The sequence below is a fragment of the Arthrobacter sp. PvP103 genome (assembly GCF_017833075.1).
In the GTDB taxonomy this organism is placed as follows: domain Bacteria; phylum Actinomycetota; class Actinomycetes; order Actinomycetales; family Micrococcaceae; genus Arthrobacter.
In genome coordinates this window covers 474,979-496,967 of record NZ_JAFIBQ010000001.1, presented here as the reverse complement: position 1 = coordinate 496,967, position 21,989 = coordinate 474,979, and the positions used below count along the sequence as shown (strand labels likewise).

General features: G+C 65.3%; 20 protein-coding genes and 1 tRNA gene. 14 read left to right on the top strand and 7 right to left on the bottom strand.

Annotated features, from left to right (window positions below; all coding sequences use genetic code 11):
- The first annotated feature begins 35 nt into the window (after positions 1 to 35).
- From JOE41_RS02345 to JOE41_RS02320, 6 genes are all read left to right on the top strand, one after another.
- Positions 36 to 362, top strand: a complete 327-nt coding sequence (locus JOE41_RS02345; protein ID WP_003806068.1) for a DUF2469 domain-containing protein — start codon at positions 36 to 38, stop codon at positions 360 to 362.
- Between the two features lie 499 nt (positions 363 to 861).
- Complete coding sequence (locus tag JOE41_RS02340; protein ID WP_011692316.1) at positions 862 to 1,218, top strand: YraN family protein; 357 nt, start codon at positions 862 to 864, stop codon at positions 1,216 to 1,218.
- Entirely contained in the window at positions 1,219 to 2,763 is a 1,545-nt protein-coding gene (locus JOE41_RS02335) for a YifB family Mg chelatase-like AAA ATPase (RefSeq protein WP_011692315.1), read from the top strand.
- A gap of 11 nt (positions 2,764 to 2,774) precedes the next feature.
- A complete protein-coding gene (gene dprA / locus JOE41_RS02330) occupies positions 2,775 to 3,959 on the top strand; it encodes a DNA-processing protein DprA (RefSeq protein ID WP_209750674.1) in 1,185 nt (394 codons plus the stop codon).
- A 125-nt stretch (positions 3,960 to 4,084) separates the two neighbouring features.
- Entirely contained in the window at positions 4,085 to 5,011 is a 927-nt protein-coding gene (locus tag JOE41_RS02325; protein WP_209750671.1) for a tyrosine recombinase XerC, read from the top strand.
- A gap of 356 nt (positions 5,012 to 5,367) precedes the next feature.
- Positions 5,368 to 5,871 (top strand): DUF3145 domain-containing protein, encoded by a 504-nt coding sequence (locus JOE41_RS02320; protein ID WP_011692312.1) that lies wholly within the window; start codon positions 5,368 to 5,370, stop codon positions 5,869 to 5,871.
- A gap of 121 nt (positions 5,872 to 5,992) precedes the next feature.
- Here JOE41_RS02320 and fabF read toward each other — a convergent pair whose 3' ends face one another.
- The 6 genes from fabF to aceE form a co-directional block, all read right to left on the bottom strand.
- Positions 5,993 to 7,231, bottom strand: coding sequence for a beta-ketoacyl-ACP synthase II (gene fabF, locus JOE41_RS02315; RefSeq protein WP_011692311.1), 1,239 nt, complete (start codon positions 7,229 to 7,231; stop codon positions 5,993 to 5,995).
- 159 nt (positions 7,232 to 7,390) lie between these two features.
- Positions 7,391 to 7,636 (bottom strand): acyl carrier protein, encoded by a 246-nt coding sequence (locus JOE41_RS02310; RefSeq protein ID WP_011692310.1) that lies wholly within the window; start codon positions 7,634 to 7,636, stop codon positions 7,391 to 7,393.
- 122 nt (positions 7,637 to 7,758) lie between these two features.
- Positions 7,759 to 8,820, bottom strand: coding sequence for a beta-ketoacyl-ACP synthase III (locus JOE41_RS02305; RefSeq protein WP_011692309.1), 1,062 nt, complete (start codon positions 8,818 to 8,820; stop codon positions 7,759 to 7,761).
- Positions 8,817 to 9,746 (bottom strand): ACP S-malonyltransferase, encoded by a 930-nt coding sequence (locus JOE41_RS02300; RefSeq protein WP_043429850.1) that lies wholly within the window; start codon positions 9,744 to 9,746, stop codon positions 8,817 to 8,819. Before JOE41_RS02300 ends, JOE41_RS02305 begins: the two co-directional genes overlap by 4 nt.
- 87 nt (positions 9,747 to 9,833) lie before the next feature.
- Positions 9,834 to 11,078, bottom strand: a complete 1,245-nt coding sequence (locus tag JOE41_RS02295) for a CdaR family transcriptional regulator (RefSeq protein WP_043429848.1) — start codon at positions 11,076 to 11,078, stop codon at positions 9,834 to 9,836.
- A 174-nt stretch (positions 11,079 to 11,252) separates the two neighbouring features.
- Entirely contained in the window at positions 11,253 to 14,021 is a 2,769-nt protein-coding gene (gene aceE, locus JOE41_RS02290) for a pyruvate dehydrogenase (acetyl-transferring), homodimeric type (RefSeq protein WP_011692306.1), read from the bottom strand.
- A 396-nt stretch (positions 14,022 to 14,417) separates the two neighbouring features.
- On the opposite strand from aceE, the gene JOE41_RS02285 reads away from it, so the two are divergent.
- From JOE41_RS02285 to JOE41_RS02255, 7 genes are all read left to right on the top strand, one after another.
- Positions 14,418 to 14,837, top strand: coding sequence for a DUF3052 domain-containing protein (locus tag JOE41_RS02285; RefSeq protein WP_011692305.1), 420 nt, complete (start codon positions 14,418 to 14,420; stop codon positions 14,835 to 14,837).
- Entirely contained in the window at positions 14,834 to 15,346 is a 513-nt protein-coding gene (locus JOE41_RS02280; RefSeq protein ID WP_307800655.1) for a peroxiredoxin, read from the top strand. The genes JOE41_RS02285 and JOE41_RS02280 overlap by 4 nt, the downstream gene beginning before the upstream one ends.
- A gap of 4 nt (positions 15,347 to 15,350) precedes the next feature.
- Positions 15,351 to 16,271 (top strand): NAD-dependent protein deacetylase, encoded by a 921-nt coding sequence (locus JOE41_RS02275; RefSeq protein WP_209750669.1) that lies wholly within the window; start codon positions 15,351 to 15,353, stop codon positions 16,269 to 16,271.
- Between the two features lie 110 nt (positions 16,272 to 16,381).
- Positions 16,382 to 16,457, top strand: a tRNA-Val gene (locus JOE41_RS02270).
- 100 nt (positions 16,458 to 16,557) lie between these two features.
- A complete protein-coding gene (locus tag JOE41_RS02265; RefSeq protein WP_011692302.1) occupies positions 16,558 to 16,848 on the top strand; it encodes a hypothetical protein in 291 nt (96 codons plus the stop codon).
- 324 nt (positions 16,849 to 17,172) lie between these two features.
- Positions 17,173 to 17,970, top strand: coding sequence for an IclR family transcriptional regulator (locus tag JOE41_RS02260; RefSeq protein WP_011692301.1), 798 nt, complete (start codon positions 17,173 to 17,175; stop codon positions 17,968 to 17,970).
- Between the two features lie 163 nt (positions 17,971 to 18,133).
- On the top strand, positions 18,134 to 19,489 hold the full coding sequence (locus tag JOE41_RS02255) for an MFS transporter (protein WP_374068632.1): 1,356 nt from the start codon (positions 18,134 to 18,136) through the stop codon (positions 19,487 to 19,489).
- Positions 19,490 to 19,600: 111 nt separating this feature from the next.
- Here the strand turns inward: JOE41_RS02255 and JOE41_RS02250 are convergent, their stop codons facing one another.
- Positions 19,601 to 21,013, bottom strand: a complete 1,413-nt coding sequence (locus tag JOE41_RS02250) for a PLP-dependent aminotransferase family protein (protein ID WP_209750665.1) — start codon at positions 21,011 to 21,013, stop codon at positions 19,601 to 19,603.
- Here JOE41_RS02250 and JOE41_RS02245 point away from each other — a divergent pair.
- Positions 21,012 to 21,989 carry a DMT family transporter gene (locus tag JOE41_RS02245; RefSeq protein ID WP_052309691.1) on the top strand — a complete coding sequence of 326 codons (978 nt, stop codon included), beginning with the start codon at positions 21,012 to 21,014 and terminating at the stop codon, positions 21,987 to 21,989. The genes JOE41_RS02250 and JOE41_RS02245 overlap by 2 nt on opposite strands.

Genomic DNA, 21,989 nt, shown 5'->3' with positions numbered 1-21,989 from the left:
CCGCGGGGCAGCGCGGAATAGTGCAAGATGGAACCATGAGTGCCGAGGATCTTGAGAACTATGAAACCGACATGGAGCTTCAGCTCTACCGCGAATACCGTGACGTCGTCGGGCTGTTCAGCTACGTAGTCGAGACCGAGCGGCGTTTCTACCTCGCCAACCACGTGGACCTTCAGGCGCGCAGCGCCGACGGCGAAGTCTATTTTGACCTCACCCTCCAGGACGCCTGGGTGTGGGACGTCTACCGCTCGGCCCGGTTCGTCAAAAGCGTCCGGGTGATCACTTTCAAGGACGTCAACGTGGAAGAGCTGCCACGCAACGAGGAACTGGCCCTTCCCAAGGACGTGGATCTCGGCAACTGACACGGCCGGACGGTGCGGGCACCTGCCCTTCGCCCCTGACCACCGGTTCAGCGGATTGCACTACTCGTTTTTTGCCCGGGGTCTGGCATCCCTGCCATCCTTGGCGCGAGACTACTGTATGGGATTGATTCGTAGTTCTGTTCCGACGGCTTACCGCGATGCGGAGAGGTCTCGCGTCCTGCAGATAAATACTGGCGGTGCTTGAGTCGAGCACCGCGGGCTCGTACTGGCACTGCCTACCCGGCTGAAATCAGAGAAGACCTCACCATGAAAATACTCTGCTGGTTCCTAGGGCACATCTGGAGCAGCCATGCCGGCTTCTACGATGAGCGGCCGCACCAGTCTGCCCACTGCATGAGATGCGGAACCCGCGCGTAGCCGTACTTCCCGGATCCAACATCTCCTCCACAGCACCCGATTAGCGCGCTTTCCCACATAGCGGCCTTCGCCGCTATGCCCGCTTCCACGCCCTCCCGCAGGCTGGTGGCGGAGGTAAGAAATGAGAGCCAAAGACTTGCTTGGCCGGCGCGGAGAAGAACTAGCCGCCGGATATCTGGAATCACAGGGCATGCGGATCGTGGACCGCAACTGGCGCTGTTCCGAAGGTGAAATCGACATCGTGGCCCTTGACGGCGACTCGCTCGTCATCGCCGAGGTGAAAACGCGGAAATCCCTCGCCTACGGGCATCCTTTTGAAGCCGTCGGCGTTGCCAAACTGGCGCGCCTGCACAGGCTTGCATCGGCATGGTGCCGGGACCACGAACTGCGCATGCCCTGCCGCCGCGTCGACGTGGTTGCCGTCCTGGACGACGGAGCCGGCCAGCCGCGCGTAGAGCATCTGAGGGGGGTGGGGTAGGTGGCCCTGGGCAGGACGTACTCCGTGGCGCTCGTGGGACTCAATGGATACATCGTGGAGGTTGAAGCTGACATCGGCCAGACGCTCCCGGCCTTCGTCATTCTCGGCCTGCCGGACGCTTCACTGAACGAAGCCAAGGAACGGATCCGGTCCGCGGCGCAAAACTCCGGCATCCCGCTGAGCAGGCGCAAGATCACCGCCAACCTCATACCCGCTTCCCTGCCAAAACGGGGCTCGGGTTTCGACCTGGCCATCACAATGGCGGTCCTTCGGGCCGCAAATGACATCCACTCCACTGAACGGACCGTCTTCATCGCTGAACTGGGCCTTGACGGCAGGCTCAGGCCGGTCCGCGGAATCCTCCCGGCCGTGATGGCCGCCGTGCAGGCAGGCTACCCGGACATAGTGGTGGCCCAGGCGAATGCGGCTGAGGCGGCACTTGTAGCGGGAGCCCGGGTCCGCGGATACAAGACCCTGGCCCGACTCGCCTGTGACTTCGGGGCTGATCCGGCGGAGCTTGCGCTCGACTTCGAACCCGAGGACGAGGAACCCTCCGGCGATGCTGCGGCCGGAGAGCTGGAGGCACCCGACATGTGCGACGTCTCAGGCCAGGGGGACGCCCGGAGGGCGCTCGAAGTCGCGGCCGCCGGTGCCCACCATCTGCTCCTGTCCGGTCCGCCCGGCGCCGGAAAGACAATGCTCGCCGAACGGCTCCCGGGCCTGCTGCCGGACCTGGCTGACACCGAGGCCATGGAGGTGACGGCCATCCACTCCTTGTGTGCCCTGCCGTCAGCCGCCGTGCAGCTCCTCCGTCGGCCGCCGTTTGAGAATCCCCACCACAGCGCCACCGCCGCAGCCATCATCGGAGGCGGATCAGGGCTGCCGCGGCCGGGCGCCGCCTCCAGGGCACACCGCGGGGTGCTGTTCCTGGACGAGGCCCCGGAATACGAACGGCGGGTCCTCGATGCGCTCAGGCAACCCCTGGAGAGTGGCGAACTGGTGATCCACCGGTCCGCCGGAACAGCTGCCTACCCTGCAAGATTCCAACTCGTGCTGGCCGCCAACCCCTGCCCCTGCGGCAAAGCCTCGGGGAAGGGGCTCGATTGCACCTGCACCCCGATGATGCGGCGCCGGTACCTCGCCCGGATGTCCGGGCCCCTCCTGGACCGGGTGGACATCCAGCTGCAGGTGGAGCGGGTTTCGCTTGCCGATTTCGGGCGGACCGGGGCTGAGGAAGGCACTCAGGAAATTGCCGCACGGGTCCGTGACGCCCGTTTGCGCCAGCTGGAGAGACTCCGCCCCCTTGGGTTGGAAACCAACTCCCAGGTGCCCGGCCGTGTCCTTCGCGGGGCACTGCGCCTCGCATCACCCACCACACGGATCCTGGACCACGCGCTCGAACGCGGTGTCCTTACTGCCCGCGGATACGACCGCGTTCTGCGCCTTGCCTGGACGCTGGCGGACCTCGCATGCCGTAGCACCCCGGATCCCGACGATATCGGACAGGCGCTGGGACTCCGGCAAGCTGTCCCGGCCGCGGCCTGAAAGGAAATCCGATGACTGATCATGAACGCATAGCCCGTGCCGCCCTGTCGCGCCTAATGGAGCCGCAGGACGCCGTCGGCCTGGCACTTGTCAGGACCGCCGGGGCAGTGGATGGGCTGCGAATCGCCACAGGCCAACTGGTGTCCGGTCCGCAGCTTGAACAGGAGGTCACGGCTTTGCTTGCGGAGAACGGGACAGCGAGCTGGCCCGGAATGAGCGCTTCGCTGAGGCGCTGGGCCCCGCGAATCCCGGACCTCGCTCCGGAGCGGGATCTCGCCACCATGCACCGGCTGGGCGGCCGGATGATCATGCCGTCCGATTCACTATGGCCCGGGCAGTTGGCCGACCTGGACCTTCATGAGCCCATCTGCCTATGGTGGCGCGGAACGGAACACCCACTGCCTGCGGCGGCCAAGTCCATTGCCTTGGTCGGTTCCCGCGACAGCACAAGCTATGGCGCGGCCGTCACGGGTGACTTGGCCTATTCGTTGGCGCAGCGGGGCTTTACCATCGTGTCGGGCGGGGCTTACGGGATCGATGCGCACGCCCACCGGGCCGCGCTGGCCGGTGCCGGCGACGCGATGCCCACAATAGCCGTCATGGCCGGGGGAGTGGACCGCTTCTACCCGTCCGGCAACGAAGAACTGCTCAGGACCGTCGCGAACCAGGGTGCAGTCCTGGCTGAAGTACCGCCGGGCTCCGCCCCCACCAGGTACCGGTTCCTGCAACGGAACCGCCTTATCGCCGCGCTGTCCTCAGTCACCGTTGTGGTGGAGGCCCGGTGGCGCTCCGGTGCACTGAACACGGCCCACCACGCGGAGAGCCTGGGCAGGGCCGTCGGTGCCGTTCCCGGGTCCGTGCATTCCGCAAATTCCGCCGGGTGCCACCGGCTGATTCGGGAAGGGGGAGCCGTCTGCGTCACGGACGCCGGCGAAATCGCGGAACTTGCCTCTCCCAGCGGCGAATCGTTGGCAGACGAGGCCCCGGCACAGGGTGCCGATCATGACGGCCTTACCCTGGAGGACCTCATCCTCCTCGACGCACTGCCGCTCCGATCCACCAGCTCCGTCGAAAAGCTGACGTCGGTCGCGGGACTGAGTACTGACGCGGTCAGGGCCGGCCTGGGCAGGCTGGGGTTGCTGGGGCTTGCCGAATCCGAACGCGGCGGCTGGAAACGGGCCCGGAAAGCCGGCTGACAATTGCCCTCCTGCCCGCCCGTTGGCCGCTGCACTCCCTGCCGTCAGGCCTGCGACTTCCTCCAACTGGCTGCCCTGGCTGCGTGGTTCCTTGATTGGCAGTCAAATAATGGGAAAGTTGGACCGTGGACACTCCTGACCTCCCGCCGGCCCTCGCTGACGCCGCCCGCGGCTTCGGCCGCTACCTTGAAGGTGAACGTGCCAGGTCGCCCCACACCGTGCGCGCTTACCTGTCCGACGTCCACAGCCTGCTAACGGTGGCGGCAGCAGACGGCGCCACTGACCTCGACGGGATCGAACTGGCCACGTTGCGACGCTGGCTCGGCGCGCAGAGCGAGGCGGGCATGTCCCGGTCCACACTGGCCCGGCGTGCTGCTACGGCCCGGTCCTTCACCTCCTGGGCGGTGCGGGAAGAGCTCCTGGGGTCCGACCCGGCGCTGCGACTTAAGGCGCCGAAACGGGAAAGGTCCCTGCCGGGTGTCCTGCACCAGCAACAGGTACTGCGCGTCGTCGACCATCTGAAGGCGGCAGCTGAAGACGGCGGACCGCTCGCCCTCCGGGACCGTGCAATGGTGGAGTTGCTCTACGCCACCGGCGTCCGTGTCGGAGAACTGGCAGGGATGGACGTGGACGATCTTGATCCCGACCGGCGGACGCTCAGGGTGGTCGGCAAGGGCAACAAAGAGCGGACAGTTCCGTACGGGCTGCCGGCGGCGGTCGCCGTGGATGACTGGCTGCGCCGCGGACGCCCGGTGTTGGCTGTGGACGGGAGCGGTCCGGCGCTCTTCCTCGGCGCAAGGGGCCGGCGGGTGGACCAGCGGCAGGTTCGCACGGTGGTTAAAGACGTACTGGACGCACTGGGGGACACCGCTGCCACCGGACCCCACGCTCTCCGGCACTCCGCCGCCACCCATCTGCTGGACGGCGGAGCCGACCTTAGGGCAGTGCAGGAAATCCTCGGTCACAGCAGCCTGGCAACCACGCAGATCTACACCCACGTCTCGGTCGACCGGCTGCGGCAAAGCTACCAGCAGGCGCACCCCCGAGCCTGAAACGCATCCAACGGCTGCCGTTCGGTCCCGCCCTTCGCCGACTAGGCCCCTCCGGCCGGGGACGAGGCCCCGCCGGCCCGCGGTCAAGGCCCTGTCAACCGGAGAGCAGGATTTCTTGATGACCTCCGGCGCGCCGAATTGCACTGGCGTAATTAGGCGGGGTACGGCACAATAAGAATCACGCCCGGCAACTTTCAAGTCAGGCTTGAAGCTCGCCCTCAAGCAGCTTCAAGTTTCGCCGGGCACTAATTTCATAGTCTTGCAGGGACCACCGGCAGCATGCGGACCCGGCGCGGCAGACACACATCCAGGCAGAGGTCGTTGGGGAAGACGTACCTACAGCTATGGAGGATGGAATGTCTGTTGCAATGACCCGCGGTGTCTTGTTCGTTCACTCGGCCCCGACCGCCCTGTGCCCCCACGTTGAGTGGGCCATCGGGTCGGTCGTGGACAAGCGTACGGACCTTGAGTGGACTGCTCAGCCTGCTGCGCCCGGAATGTTCCGTTCGGAGCTGTCCTGGACCGGCAGCCCGGGGACCGGTGCGCTGCTGGCGTCTGCCCTCCGTGGCTGGGCGCACCTGCGCTATGAGGTCACCGAGGAGCCGAGCCAGGGCGTGGACGGCGGCCGATGGTCACACACCCCGGAACTGGGAATCTTTCATGCCGTCACGGACGTGCACGGAAACATCATGGTTTCCGAGGACCGCATCCGCTACGCCTACGAGTCCGGCGCCGGCGACCCGTCCGCCGTATACCATGAGCTGTCCCTTGCCCTCGGTGAGGCCTGGGACGAAGAGCTGGAGCCTTTCCGGCACGCCGCCGAGGGCGCTCCCGTTCGCTGGCTGCACCAGGTGGGCTGACCGGGCCTCCGCGCGGCCGGCACAGCGCGGGCGGACACAACCTGGCCGCTCAGCAATACCCTCCATAACGCAAGAGGCCCCTGCCGGACGGCAGGGGCCTCTTGCTGTGCAACCGGGGACGCTAGACGCTGCGGACTGCAATGACGGCATTGTGGCCGCCGAAGCCGAACGAGTTGCTCAGCGCCACGATGCTGCCCGAGGGCAGCTCGCGGGCCGTCTTCGTGACGACGTCCAGCGGAATCTCCGGATCCTGGTTTTCCAGGTTGATGGTTACAGGAGCCTTGCGCTCGTACACAGCCAGAACGGTCAGCACGGCCTCTACGGCGCCCGAAGCGCCCAGCAAGTGGCCCATCTGGGATTTCGTCGCGGAGACCGCAACGTTGTCCACGTGAGATCCCAGGGCGGCGCGAAGGGCGGTGTACTCGGGCTTGTCACCTACGGGCGTGGACGTCGCGTGCGCGTTGACGTGCACGACTTCCTCCGGCTGGATACGGCCGTCGAACATGGCCGCCTTCAGGGCACGGGTGGCGCCCAGGCCCTGGGGGTCCGGCGCGGTGATGTGGTACGCGTCTGCTGTCACAGACGTTCCGGCGAGCTCACCGTAGATCCGGGCTCCACGGGCAAGCGCGTGTTCCTCAGCCTCGATGACCAAAGCTCCCGCGCCTTCGCCCATGACGAAGCCGTCGCGGCCCGTATCATAGGGGCGGGACGCGTGCTCAGGATCATCGTTGCGTCGGGAGAGCGCCTGCATCGAGGCGAACGCGGCAATGGGCATCGGGTGGATCGCCGCTTCGGCGCCGCCGCAGACCACGACGTCGGCCTTGCCTGAGCGGATGAGGTCCAGTCCGAGGTGCAGGGCCTCAGTGCCGGAAGCGCAGGCGGACACCGGGGTGTGGGCGCCTGCGCGGGCACCAAGGTCAAGGCTTACCGCTGCAGCCACTCCGTTGGGCATGAGCATGGGCACGGTCATGGGCAGAACGCGTCGCGGACCCTTTTCGCGCAGGGTATCCCAGGCGTCCAGCAGGGTCCATACGCCGCCGATGCCCGTAGCAAAGGCCACTGCCAGGCGGTCATGGTCGACTTCAGTGATGCCGGAGTCGGCCCACGCTTCGCGTGCGGCGACGACGCCGAACTGCGTGGAGGGGTCCATCCGCTTTGCTTCCACACGGCTCAGGACATCCAGTGCGGGGGTGGAGGCGCGGGCAGCGAAGTGAACGGGCAGTTCATACTTTGCCACCCAGTCATCCTCAAGCGTGCGTGCGCCGGAGACGCCCTTCAGCGCGTTATTCCACATTGTGGGGACATCGCCGCCAATGGGCGTGGTGGCACCCAGACCGGTAATGACTACTTTGCGTGCCATGGGATCACTCTCTATCGGTGCGCATGCCGTATCCGGGGAGATGCCTGGCCGGGGATGCGTGGGGAAAACTTGAGGTCGTTCAGCGGTGCCCGGTCCGGGGCGCTTCATCAGCGCTCCGGACCGGATACCAGTGCAGGCCGTTGCCGGCAGGAGCCAGGACTAGGCCTGTGCGTTTGCGATGAAGCTGACAGCGTCACCGACGGTCTTGAGGTTCTTGACCTCTTCGTCCGGGATGCGCACGCCGAACTTCTCTTCGGCGTTGACCACGATGGTCATCATGGAGATGGAGTCGATGTCCAGGTCCTCGGTGAAGGACTTGTCCAGCTCGACTGCTTCGGTGGCGAGGCCGGTCTCTTCGTTGACGATTTCAGCCAGGCCGGCCAGGATCTCTTCGTTGCTAGCCATTGATGGCTCCTTTTCTTGTTGTTGCCGGCATGTACTGCCGGAAATGATTCAAGCCGCGATTACGGCTTGGTTCGCGAATCCGTACTGTTCAGAACGTATTCAGTTGTGGGTAAAAGGTTCGGCTACGGGAGCACGATGACCTGGGCGCCGAACACCAGACCTGCGCCGAATCCGATCTGCAGTGCGAGTCCGCCGCTGAGTTCGGGATTTTCCTGCAGCAGGCGGTGGGTGGCCAGCGGAATGGAAGCTGCCGAGGTGTTTCCGGCTTCAGCGATGTCCCGGGCCACCTTGACGCTCTCGGGAAGCTTGAGCTTCTTGACCATTTCGTCGATGATGCGCATGTTGGCCTGGTGGGGAACGAAAGCCACTAGGTCTTCCGCTGTGATGCCGGCGGCGTCGAGAGCCTGCTGGGCCACCTTGGCCATTTCCCAAACCGCCCAGCGGAACACGGTCTGGCCGTCCTGGCGCAGGGTGGGCCAGATCGCAGCGTCCGTTACCTCGGCCTCCTCGGCGCTCAGCGCTCCGGACTTGTTCGCAGCCAAGGCGAGTTCACGCACATCAAGCAGCGAATGTGTCATGCCGATGGCATCCCACTTGCTGCCGTCCGAACCCCAGACCGACGGACCGATGCCGGGTGTGTCGGAGGGGCCGATCACCACGGCGCCGGCGCCGTCACCAAGCAGGAAGGAGATGGTGCGCTCGGTGTTGTCGATGACGTCGGAGAGCTTCTCGGCTCCCACCACCAGCACGTACTCAGCCGCTCCGGAGCGGACCAGGGCGTCGCCCTGGGCAATGCCGTAGCAATAGCCGGCACACGCAGCCGAGATGTCGAAGGCCGGAGCAGGCGTTGCGCCGAGGCGGTCTGCCAGGCTTGCGGCAGCAGAGGGCGTCGCATACGGGTGCGTAACAGTGGAGACGATGACGGCGCCCAGCTGGCTGGCTTCGATGCCGGCCTTCGCCAGGGCTTCGCGGGCTGCGCCTTCCGCCATGTCAATGACACTGACGTCTGCGGGTGCGCGGTGGCGGGTCACGATCCCGGTACGCTGCCGGATCCATTCATCCGAGGAATCGATCCACTGGCACACATCCTCGTTGGTGACGATGACGTTGGGCCGGTAGGCGCCCAGTCCGAGGATGCGGGTGTGTTCCCGCAGCGGTGCCTGCTTGAGTACGGGAGCGCTCATGCCTGTCCCTCCAGTTCTGCGAATAGTGCAAGGGCAGCGGTGAGATCGTCCGGGGTTTTGACGGCGACCGTCTTCACTCCGGGCATGCCCCGCTTGGCGAGTCCGGCCAGGGTTCCGGCCGGTGCAAGTTCAATGACTCCGGTGACGCCGCGCTGCACCAGCGTTTCCATGCAGAGGTCCCAGCGGACCGGTCGGGAGACCTGGGCGATGAGGCTGCCGACTGCTGCGTCGCCGTCGGTCACTTCCTTGCCGTCAAAGTTGGACAGCAACGGCACCTGCGGGTTCCGGGGCTTGAGCGACGGCTTCAGGGCTTCCAGGGCAGCGACCGCCGGTGACATGTGCGAGGTGTGGAAGGCGCCGGCCACCTTCAGCGGGATCACGCGGGCCTTGGCCGGGGGGTTCTCCGCCAGCGCCTTGAGCTGCTCGAACGTGCCCGCAGCGACGGTCTGGCCGGCACCGTTAACGTTGGCAGGCGTAGCGCCGGAGGCCTCAATGGCCGCCAGGACCTCGGCAGGGTCGCCGCCAACCACTGCGCTCATGCCCGTGGGGGTGACGGCTGCTGCGGCAGCCATGCTGTTGGCACGTTCCCGCACGAAGGTCATTGCCTCGGTCTCGGTGAGGACACCTGCAAGCGCCGACGCTGTGATCTCACCGACGGAATGTCCGGCGAGGATGACGGGCAGGGTGTTGAGTTCGACGTCAAACAGCGACTTGGCGGCCACCAGTCCGGCCGCAACGATCAGCGGCTGGGCCACTGCCGTGTCCTTGATGGTGTCCTCATCCGACGTGGTGCCGTGTGCGGTGAGGTCGATGCCTGCTATTTCACTGAGGGAGGCCAAATGGCCTGCGACGGGAGGCAGTTCCAGCCAAGGGGCCAGAAAACCAGGGGTCTGGGAGCCCTGTCCAGGGCAGACGATTGCAAGCACGTATCCAGCTTTCCAAATTACCGCGTGATTCTCGGTGTATTCATGCACCAAGCTCACTGGGTCAGTTTGTAGGAAGTCTACAACGGTTCAGTTGCCGTTCCGGGACGGCTGGCGTTCGGCGGGTGCCTTGGGCGGCACGGAAAGCCGCCCCACCACGAGGGCTGCCTGAAGCACAAACGCCTCCCGCGGAAGGAGCGGATCCCAGCCTGTGACGTCACAGACGCGCTTGAGCCGGTAGCGGACGGTATTGGCGTGCACAAAGAGTTCACGGGCCGTTGCTTCCAGCGAGTGCCCGAGTTCGAGGTAGGTACCAAGGGTCTCCACCAGGCCGTTGGACGCAGCGATCAATGGCCGGTAGATGTTCTTGATGAGCGACCTGCGTGCGGCGTCGTCCCCGGAAATGACACGCTCCGGCAGCAGGTCGTCGGCAGCAACGGGGCGCGGGGCCGAGGGCCAGGCGCGTGCAGCCGTGAGCCCCGCGAAAGCCGACTGGGCCGAACTGCTCGCTTCCAGCAGGGAACCCGCTTCGGGTCCGTAGACGACAGGACCCGGGGCAAAAAGTTCGCTGAGTTTAAGGTAGGCGCTCTCCCGGTCCTGGACGCCTCCCAGGATGAGGATGAGGCGGTCGCCCTGGATCCCCACCAGCGCGTCTTCGGCGAACCGGCCGGCAGTCCGGCGCAGCTCGCTGACGTAACTGGCGCTGGGTTCCGACGGCGAATTGCCCACCATCACGGTAAAACGCTCCTGGGCTTTCCAGCCGAGGGCGGCAATGCGGGACCGCAAGGCATCGGTGTTCTCGCCGCGCAGGATCGCGTCGACGATCAGGGCTTCCAGACGGGTGTCCCAGGAGCCCCTGGACTCTGCGGCCCGTGCGTAGACATCGGCGGCGGCAAAGGCGACCTCACGTGAATAGCGGAGTACGGCTTCACGCAGTGCCGGCTGATCCGCCTCCGGGGCGATCACGGGCACCTGGTCCTCCACCACCTCCACCACGATCCTGATGAGCTGGAGGGCCTTCTGCAGGCTGATGGAGCGGGTCAGTTCGGTGGGCGCGGTCCCGAAGACGTCGGTGAGGATCCATGACGGCGAGCTTGGCCGCTCGTACCATGTCACGAAGGCGGCAATACCGTTCTGGGCGACCATCCCGAGGGCGGACCGCTCGTCGGAACTGAGCCGGCTGTACCAGGGCAGCGATTTCTCCAGCTGGCGCATCGTGGTGGTGGACAGCTGTCCCACGCTCGCCCGGAGTTTCTTCAACGTCTGGGCTTTTTCCGGCGTCAGGGCGCGCGAGGCCGGCTTGCGCTTTGCGGGGGTGGGGGTTGGCTCTGCCATGCATCGAGCATACGGTGCGCGCAGGCCAAGCTCCATTTGTGCAAAGGCTACAACTCGATTTGCGCTGCGTCACAGGCCCGCCCGGTCAGGCCAACTCAGGGCGGGAACGACGACGGCGGCCCCCGCCTTTGGTGGGGACCGCCGCCGTCAATCTCCCTGGCTAGGGGTGGAACGTCAGGATTCGCCTCCGGCGTTTCCGGTGGAACCCGCATTCACGTTATGCAGGCGGTACTTCTCAATGGCCTGGGCAGGAGCCTGGGCGTCCACCTCGCTGCGGCGCGCGAGCATCTCCAGTGAACGGACCACGATGGAGTGGATGTCGTTCTTGAAGAAGCGGCGTGCTGCGGCGCGGGTGTCGGAGAAGCCGAAGCCGTCCGCGCCGAGCGAGGCGAACTCGTTTGGGAGGAACTGGCGGATCTGGTCCGGGACGGCCTTCATGTAGTCCGTGACAGCCACGATAGGGCCGGTGGCACCTTCGAGCTGCGCGGTGACGAACGGCACGCGCGCCGGCTGGCCCGGGTTGAGGAAGGCCTCTTCCTCGGCGGCCATGGCGTCGCGGCGGAGTTCGTTCCATGACGTGACGGACCAGACGTCCGCGGAGACGCCCCAGTCTTCGGCCAGGATCCGCTGGGCTTCCAGCGCCCAGGGCACCGAAACGCCCGAGGCCAGGATCTGCGTGCGGGGGCCGTCAATCTTGGCCGGTGCGAGCAGATAGATGCCCTTGATCACGCCTTCAACGTCCAGCTCGTCCGGCTCTGCCGGCTGGGTGATGGGTTCGTTGTAGACGGTGATGTAGTACATCAGGTTCCGGTCAGTGGAGTCCGGTCCGTACATCCGCTCGATGCCGTCGCGGATGATGTGGCCCATTTCGTAGCCGTAGGCGGGGTCGTAGGTGACGACGGCCGGGTTGGTGGCGGCGAGGATGGGGGAGTGGCCGTCGGCGTGCTGGAGTCCTTCTCCGGTGAGGGTGGTCCGGCCTGCGGTGGCGCCGATGATGAAGCCGCGGGTCATTTGGTCCGCGGCGGCCCAGAAGGCGTCGCCGGTGCGCTGGAAGCCGAACATGGAGTAGAACACGTAGACCGGGATCAGCGGGACGCCGTGGGTGGCGTAGGCGGTGCCGGCGGCGGTGAAGGCTGCGACGGCGCCGGCTTCGTTGATGCCGGGGTGGATCAGCTGGCCCTGGGCGGATTCCTTGTAGGCCAGGACCAGGTCCCGGTCCACGGAGAGGTAGTTCTGGCCCTTGGGGTTATAGATCTTCGCCGTCGGGAAGAACGCATCCATGCCGAACGTACGCGCCTCATCGGGGATGATCGGCGCGATGTGCTTGCCGAACTCCTTGTCCCGCATGAGGTCCTTGAGCAGGCGGACGAACGCCATGGTCGTGGCAGCCTGCTGCTTGCCCGAACCGCGCTTGGCCACCTCATAGGACTTCGCGTCGGGAAGCGTGATGGCGGCATGCTTGCTGCGGCGCTCCGGAACGGAACCGCCCAAGGCGGCCCGGCGCTCCATCATGTACGCGATTTCCGGCGCATCGTTGCCGGGGTGGAAATACGGCGGCTGGTAGGGATCGCCCTCGAGCTGCTCATCCGTGATCGGGATGCGCAGGTGGTCCCGGAACGACTTGAGGTCGTCGAGGGTGAGTTTCTTCATCTGGTGTGTGGCGTTGCGGCCTTCGAAGTGCGGGCCGAGGCCGTAGCCCTTGACCGTTTTGGCCAGGATGACGGTGGGTTTGCCCTTGAATTCGGTGGCTGCCTTGTACGCGGCGTAGACCTTGCGGTAGTCGTGGCCGCCGCGCTTGAGGTTCCAGATCTGGTCATCGCTCAGGTCCGCGACCATGTCCTTGGTCTGCGGGGTCTTCCCGAAGAAGTGCTCGCGGACGAACCCGCCGGATTCGGCCTTGTAGGTCTGGTAGTCCCCGTCCGGGGTCTCGTTCATGATCTTCACCAGGGACCCGTCGTTGTCCTTGGCCAGGAGGTCATCCCATTCCCGGCCCCAGACGACCTTGATGACGTTCCAGCCCGCGCCGCGGAAGAACGCTTCGAGTTCCTGCATGATCTTCCCGTTGCCGCGCACCGGCCCGTCCAGGCGCTGGAGGTTGCAGTTGATCACGAAGTTCAGGTTGTCCAGGTTCTCGTTCGCGGCGAGCTGGAGCAGGCCGCGGGACTCGGGCTCGTCCATTTCCCCGTCGCCCAGGAACGCCCAGACCTGCTGGTCGGAGGTGTCTTTCAGGCCGCGGTTGTGCAGGTACCGGTTGGACTGGGCCTGGTAGATCGCGTTCATCGGCCCGATGCCCATGGACACGGTGGGGAATTCCCAGAACCCGGGCATCAGCCGCGGGTGCGGGTAGGAGGACAGGGCGTGGCCGGCCTTGGACTTTTCCTGCCGGAACCCGTCCAGGTCCTCCTCGGTCAGGCGTCCTTCCATGAACGCCCTGGCGTACATGCCCGGGGAGGCGTGGCCCTGGAAGAAGACCTGGTCCCCGCCGCCGGGGTGGTCCTTGCCGCGGAAGAAGTGGTTGAACCCGACCTCGTACAGGGTCGCGGCTCCGGCGTAGGTGGAGATGTGCCCGCCGACCCCGATGTTCGGGCGCTGGGACCGGTGCACCATGACCGCGGCGTTCCAGCGCATGTACGCCCGGTAGCGGCGCTCGTATTCCTCGTTGCCCGGGAACGGTGCTTCCTGGTCCGCGGGAATGGTGTTCACATAGTCCGTGGTGGTGACCATCGGAACCCCGACGCTCTGGGCGCCGGCACGCTGCAGGAGACTGCGCATGATGTACTGGGCACGCTCGGTGCCCTGTTCCCTGATCAGCGTATCCAGGGACTCAATCCATTCGGCGGTCTCTTCCGGATCACGATCAGGCAGCTGGTTAGTCAACCCGCTGAGGATATGGGAGGTATCTTCTCCTGCAGCCACGTCCAACCTCTCTTTGCGCGCATGCATCGGCGCCCTCAGGTCCGGCAGGGTAACTGCCTGGCGTGAACGCGACGTGTGCGACGTATCGGTTACATCAGCCCGGTCATGTGCGCCGGGCAGGGTCCTATCACGTCTATGGCCTCTTAAAACCAGGGCGATCGCCCCGCCGGCATAGTCGTCATCAGCCACTCTAGCCGTGAGAGCTATCCGATGCGTAGCCGCTGCCTGACGTGCCTGTCGTATTTGACGTCATACTGGTTGTGTGACGGAAAGCCGCAAGGCCGGTCCGTCGCCAAGCCCTGATGTGACGCAGAATAAGTGGGATCGCAGGGGCAACAGCTTGAAGAGCAGGCACAAAGGGTGTTGGCTTGTAGTAATGGAAATCACTAGATTTATGCAGATGACTAAGCATTGGAGGAACACGTGAGCGAGGCCGACGCCGCCACTTCGGTAAATGTGGCGGAAAAATTGGGTTTCAAAAACGGGGATCTGATTCAGGAGTTCGGTTACGACGACGACGTCGACTTCGACTTACGTGACGATATTGAGGACCTGACCGGTTCTGAACTCCTTGATGAAGACGACCATGACGTTGTTGACGCCGTCATTTTTTGGTGGCGGGACGGCGACGGAGACCTGGTTGACACCCTCATGGATTCCCTCACCACTTTGAGTGAGAACGGTGTGGTCTGGGTACTCACTCCCAAGTCGGGCAGGCACGGCTACGTGTCGCCGGCGGAGATCCAGGAAGCCGCACCCACGGCAGGGCTCCACCTCACCACTTCACCTGGCGTTTCCAAGGACTGGAGCGCAACGCGCCTGGTCACCAGGAAGAACAAGTGACGCTCCAGCAACTGCAAACGGTTGACGGTGCCGTTGACGCCCCCGCTGTTCCCGAGGTCGGAGACTTAGCGCCCGACTTTGAACTGGTCAATCAGTACGGCGAACCCGTCCGGCTGTCGGAATTGCGGGGACGCAACGTCGTCGTCGTGTTCTATCCGTTCGCCTTTTCGGGAATCTGCACGGGCGAGCTCTGTGAAATCCGGGACAACCTTTCGCTGTTTGAGGACGCGAATGCCACCGTCCTGGCCCTTTCCGTGGACAGTAAGTTCACTGTGCGGGCCTACGCGGAAAAGGAAGGGTACGGATTCGACCTGCTGGCCGACTTCTGGCCCCATGGGGCAGTTGCCGCCCAATACGGCGTCTTCGACCCCAACAGCGGCATGGCCCAACGGGGTACTTTCATCATCGATGCGGACGGCATCATTCGGTACGTCGTGGTGAATCCTCGCGGCCAGGCCCGTGACCTGGCCGCCTACCGTGCAGCCCTGTCGGAGCTTGGCGGGAACTGACCCCATGAGGCAGCGGCACCCCGGGCTCGGCATGACTGGCTTCGCCAGTCTGCCGCCGGTGGGTGCCGCCGCCCCTGCCCCTGACGAGCTCGGCGTCCTCCGGGGCATCAGGGACGCGATAGCTGGAACACGCTTCGCACTCCTCACCGGAGCCGGCCTCAGCACCGACTCCGGCATACCGGACTACCGGGGTCCGGATGCTGCCCCGAGGGCGCCCATGACCTATCAGGAGTTCATCGGGCACGCCGGCAACCGCCAACGGTACTGGGCGCGGAACCATATCGGCTGGTCCCACCTGCGGCGCGCCGACCCGAATGACGGCCACGCGGCAGCAGCCCGGCTTGAGCAGCGCGGCCTGTTGACCGGCCTGATCACCCAGAATGTGGACCGGCTCCACGAGGACGCCGGGAGCGTGAACGTGGTGGACCTCCACGGCCGCTTCGACCGGGTGGCCTGCCTGACCTGCGCCCGCCGCTACAGCAGGACGCTGCTGGCCGGAGTGCTGGAGGAGCTGAACCCCGGATTCCTGGAGCAGGCCCTTGCGGACGGCGTGGTTGAGATGGCGCCGGACGCCGACGCCACGGTGGAGGATTCGGCCCTCATCCGCAGTTTCGTTGTGGCGCACTGTCCGGCCTGCGGGGGAACCCTCAAGCCCGACTTTGTGTATTTCGGCGAAAACGTACCAAAGGACCGGGTTGAACGCTCCTACGCCATGGTCGACGAGGCCGGCGCCCTGGTTGTTGCAGGATCCTCACTGACGGTCATGAGCGGGCTTCGCTTCGTCCGGCATGCCGCCAAGCAGGAGAAGCCGGTGGTCATCATCAATAGGGGAGCTACGCGCGGAGACGACCTTGCGACCATCAAACTGGAGGCCGGCGTTAGCGAATCCCTCACTTGGCTCGCCGCCGAGCTGCCGGATCTGTGACGTGCACCTCACCGGCCCGCTCGGGTGGTTGCCGATTGGCTTTCTGCACGTTGCATCCGGTACAGTTGCTGTTCGTTGGTTGAAGCGCTGAGGCGCGGAAATCATCGTTTGGGTCTTTAGCTCAGCTGGTAGAGCGCCACGTTTACACCGTGGATGTCATCGGTTCGATCCCGGTAGGACCCACCAGCAGAACCCCGTTTTTGCAGCCTGACCAGGCCGCGATGGCGGGGTTTTTTGTGTTTGCTGCCATAGAGTGATTGTCGGACCCCGTCCATAGTGTGGCGGCATGGAACACATCATGATGAGGATGGCCCCGGACGGCCGGCCGCTCTCGATACTCCGCGGCGGCCGGGAATGGACCATCGGCGCGGAACCTGTCCGGTGGTTTGAGCGTGTGAGCTGGTGGGAGGCCGAGCGCAGGATGCCCAAGGGCCTGGGCAGGGTGGACATCGAGGTGTGGCGCGTCCAGGCAAGGCTGGGCAGGAACGAGAATTCGGCTCTGACCACCATGGAACTGATCCGCGACGGACTCGGCGGAGGCTGGCGGCTGAGGGAGGCTATTGCCGACGCCGCATGATTCCCGGCCTTGCGATGCTGCCGGGAAATTGGAAAAGCCTTCCACCGCGGCTATTGGGGGATGCCGCGGTGGAAGGCTTGAATTGAATATACAGTGAATTTTTGGAAATGTGAAACAGTTTGAGGCGTGGCGTCAGTTCCCTCCAGAGTCAAAGGTCCCGCGCTGCCGGAGTCCCTTGTCCAGGGCTGCCGGCTTCCCCCGTCCCGGCAAGCGGGCGCAGGGGAACAAATCCATGCCCCAGACATTATGATGGTTACTGTTCAGCTGAATGAACAGGTTTGAATGAACGGCGCATCACGGACGCGCTTTAACTGAAGGAGAATCATGGCCGATTCCCGGGCTTCCCGCACCTCCGACGGACTGGGGAGCGCGTCCCCCGCACCGGCTGTGACGCGCGCCGCCGCCGTGCTGGAGGCCCTGGCTGCCTCCGCAACGGGCAGGCTCACGCTGAGTGACCTGTCGCGCGAACTCGGCATCCCCAAGTCGTCCACCTCGAACCTTTTGCTCGCCCTCGAAGAGGCGCGCCTCATCAACCGCCAGGGAGCCGATTTTACGCTCGGGCGCAAGCTTGTGGAACTTGGTGCCGCCTACCTCAGCCGGCTTGACGAGGTCCAGGAGTTCTACCGCTTCTGCGAGCAGGCTCCCACCCTGTCCGGGGAAACAGTCCGCATCGCGATGCTTGATGGAACCAACGTCATCTACCTGGCCCGTTATGAAGGTCACCCCGCGGTCCGGCTGACCTCGAATATCGGCGACAAGATGCCGGTGTCGCTCTGTGCCGTGGGCAAGGCGCTCATCGCACGGCTGCACGACCACGACATTGACGAGCTGTTCCCTGATGACGCCGAACTTCCCGTGCTCACGCCGAAGTCGCTGCGGACGGGAGCAGAATTCAAGAAGCAGTTGCCGGTCATCCGCGAGCAGGGATATGCCTTCGAGGATGAGGAATCCACCACCGGCGTCGTGTGCCTGGCCGTCTCAGTCCCGACCAGGGGAGCCCACGGGCCAAGCCTCGGCCTTTCGGTCACCGCCCTGAAGGCCACCTACTCCCAGGAGCAGGGCGCCATGATGGTGAAGGAACTCAAGGAGTTGGCCCGGTCCCTGGGCAACCCGATGGGCTAAGCCGGACCTGCGTAGGCGGCCATGCGCGGCCCGAAAAAATAAATCGGATTTCATCATTGGCTATCCGTTCAGGGTGCTGTACTCTGTTCAATATAGTGATCGACACCACCGGTGACGCCACTATCCCACCAGACCAACGGGGGTCTGGAGTGTTCTTAAGGGAGTGCTAGTGACAACTCGTACTGAATCACCGATTGCCGATGCGGACGGCGCCGTCGTCGAACCGGAACAACTGCGGAGGGCAACTCTTGCCAGCTCCGTGGGCTCCGCTCTGGAGTACTACGACTTCTACATTTATGGCCTGGCTTCAGCCTTGATTTTTGGACCGCTTTTCTTCAAGCCCCTCGGCGAGGACGGCGCCCTGATCGCGTCGTTCGCCACATACGGCGTCGGGTTTGCCGCCCGTCCCTTCGGTGGCGTCATCTTTGGCGTTATCGGTGACAGGTTCGGCCGCAAAATGGTGCTGATTCTTACGATCGGCCTGATGGGAACCGCAAGCTTCGCCATCGGTCTGCTGCCCACGTTCGAACAGGCGGGCATGCTGGGTGCGGTCCTCCTCGTAGCCCTGCGCATCCTCCAGGGTCTCGGGGCCGGTGCTGAACAGGCCGGTGCAACAACTTTGATTTCCGAAGTAGCGCCGCGCCGTCGTCGTGGATTCTTTGCTTCCCTGCCGTTCGTCGGCATCCAGCTGGGCACCCTCCTCGGTGCGGGCACGTTTGCACTGATCGCCATGGCAGACAAAGCCGTCCTTGAGGGCTGGTTGTGGCGTGTGCCGTTCCTGGCCAGCATCATCCTTATTGCGGTGGCGATCTTCATTCGGCTGCGGCTCAAGGAAACGCCGGTTTTCCAGGAGCTCGAAAAGCACAAGAACGTGGTCAAGAACCCCATCGGCCAGTTGTGGAAGCACTCCAAGAAGAACGTCCTGATCGGCATCGGACTGCGCATGGGCGAGAACGGCAACTCCTCGATCTACTCCGCACTACTGATCGCGTTCCTGGCGGCCAAAGACGGCGTGTTCCCGGGCGACAAGTTCATCGGGCCCGTAGGCCTGCTCATTGCGGCCGGCTTCGCTGCCGTCATGGTAGTCACGTTCGGCGCTCTCTCGGACCGTTACGGTCGTGTCCCGGTATACCGCTACGGCGCCCTGTTCCAAGCCGTCATCGCCCTTCCGGCGTTCTACCTCGTGACGCTCGGCAACGTGACCCTCGTCTGGGTGGTCATGGTGGTGGGCATCGCCATTGGCGTCCAGTCCATGCTTGGCCCCCAGTGCCCGCTCCTGCCTGAACTGTTCGGGTCCCAGTACCGCTTCACCGGAGTGGCCATGAGCCGCGAACTCTCCGCCGTCATGGCCGGCGGTCTTGTGCCCCTCGTGGGCGCATCGCTCCTTGCCGCAACGGATCACTCGTGGCTGGTGCTCGCCATCTATTCGCTGGTGCTGGCACTAATCTCGTTCGCCACCACGTTCTTCACTCCGGAAACCGTGGGCCGCGACCTCGTCCTCACGGAGGACGCGAGCTAAGCGACGGCCCCGGCAGCGCCGGAACTGCATTCCAAAGCGCAGGACGTGGCTCCCTCCACACGGAAGGGGCCACGTCCTTTGCTGCGCCCGCCACCAGCCGTCCCGCCTGATCTAGGAACTGTTCCGTTCGATTGACTCGCCGATAATCCGCGCCCCTTCCGGGAAGGCACCCGGGTTGGACCCGGAGTAGTTGAGGCGGATAAACGCGCCGGCCGGTTCAGCAGGGAACCACTCCCGGCCGGCGGCGATGATGACGCCCCGGCTTTCGCAGTCACGGGTCAGCCGATCGAGGTCCGTCGCGTCGGGCAGCCGCGCCCAGAGATTCAGGCCTCCCTTGGGAACCTGCTCGATATGCGCCTGCGGGGCGTGCTCGCGGATGCTGGTCACCAGGAGGTCGCGGCGCGCCTGGAGCTGGTGGCGGAGGCTGCGCAGGTGCGTCTGCCACCCGGGTTGCGTCACGACGTCAAGCGCTGCGGCCTGGAGCAGCCCGCTGACATACATCGACTCGGCTGCCCGGTCCGCGAGGATGCGTTCACGTGCCGGGCCTCGCGCAATGACCGCGGCAATTCGGATGGCCGGCGACACACTCTTGGTCAGGGACCGGAGGTACACCACATGGCCCGAGTCGTCGCGCGAGGCGACGGGCACGGGACTGGTGGTGATGCCGAAGTCGTGGGCCCAGTCATCCTCCACCAGGAATGCACCCTTGCCCCGCACTACCTCCAGGACCTCTTCCCCGCGCCCTGGCGCCCACTGAGCACCCGTCGGGTTCGCGTAGTTGGGTTGCGCGTAGAAGAGGCGCGCGCCGGTTTCGTCAAATGCACGGGCCAGTTCCGCCGGGTCCGGGCCGTCCGGACCGCTCGGTACCGGGACAACGCGGACTCCGGCCTGGGTCGCTGCGAGGATGGCTCCCCAGTAGGTGGGTGATTCCATCAGCAGCGGCTGTCCGCGGCCCGCGAGCGCGCTGAAGATGGAGCTGAGCCCGCTCTGGCTTCCCGGCAGCACGACGACGTCGCTCGGGTTCGGCGGTGTGGTCCCGGCGGGTGTCGAGGCGCCGAGTTCGCGGGCGAACCACGATTGGAGTTCCGGTAGGCCCGCTGCAGGGGGACGGGACAACGCTGCGTCGCCCCGGGCAGCGCGGGTGAGTGCTGCACGCACCAGGCGCTCCGGCAGGAGTTCCCGGTCCGGGTAGCCGGAGTGGAAGGCGATGGCGTTGTTCGCGACGTCGCGCATGGTGGTGGAGGCCGACGGAAGCGGTGCCACTGGTGAGCGTAAGGCCGCCGTCTGCCAGCCGTAGTCCGAGGGGCGTGCAGTCCGGACGGCCCGGACGAAGGTCCCGACGCCGGGGCGGCTCTCGATCAGCCCCTGCGCCGTGAGGGATTGCAGTGCCTTTTGAACGGTCACGGGACTTGCCTGGTAGCCAGCCACCAGTGAGCGCGTGGACGGCAGGCGGGCACCGGGTGCTGCTGTGGCGATCCATTCCCGCAGTCGTGCGGCAATCCGGGAACTGCTATCGTTGTTCATGAAAGACCATAGTAGCGCTACTGCGCGGGAATCTCGAGTGATACTGACCGGACAGCCTTCCGGCCTCTGGTGGGGAATCCTTGGAGTAGCGGCCTTTTCGTTTACCGTTCCGTTCACGAAGGTCGCCGTCGCGGGAATGTCACCGCTGTTCATCGGATCCGGACGTGCGGTCGTGGCCGCGGTCCTGGCCGCTGCCGCCCTCGCCCTCGGGCGTCAGCGACTTCCCTGCGGGGTGCAATGGGCCCGGCTCGCGGTGGTGGCCGCCGGCGTCGTGATTGGCTTTCCCTTGCTGACATCCTTTGCACTCGCCACCACTCCGGCCAGTCACGGCGCGGTGGTCATCGCACTGCTCCCGGCCGTGACGGCGACGGCAGCTGTGCTGAGGGGCCGCGAGCGTCCGCCCATGGCGTTCTGGCTTATCACCGGTGCGGGCGCCTTGGCGGCCATCGCCTTCGCGTCCATGCAGTCCGGCGGATTCGGGCAGTTGCACTCGGCGGACCTGCTGCTCCTTGGCGCAGTGGTCGCAGCGGCCATCGGCTACGCGGAGGGCGGCCTGCTGGCCCGTGAGCTCGGCCCCTGGCAGACCGTGTCCTGGGCATTGGTGCTTGCGTCGCCGCTCATGGTATTCCTGACGCTGTTTACCGTGGTCCAGCAACCGCCGTCGGCCACGCCGGTCCAGTGGTTGGCATTCGCCTATCTCGGCGTGGTGAGCATGTTCCTCGGGTTCTTCGCCTGGTACCGGGGCCTGGCCATTGGCCCCATGGCGCGGGTCAGCCAAATACAGCTCATCCAGCCCGTGCTGAGCATTTGCTGGGCCGGACTCCTGCTGGGCGAAGCCCTGACCTGGACCACCATCATCGGTGGCCTGGCCGTCATCCTCTGCGCCGGCGCAGCCGTCCGGGTCCGACTCGGCCCGGTGCCCGCTCCGCAGCCCAACCTTCACACCACAAGATCCCTCCAGCCCGCAAAGGATTAG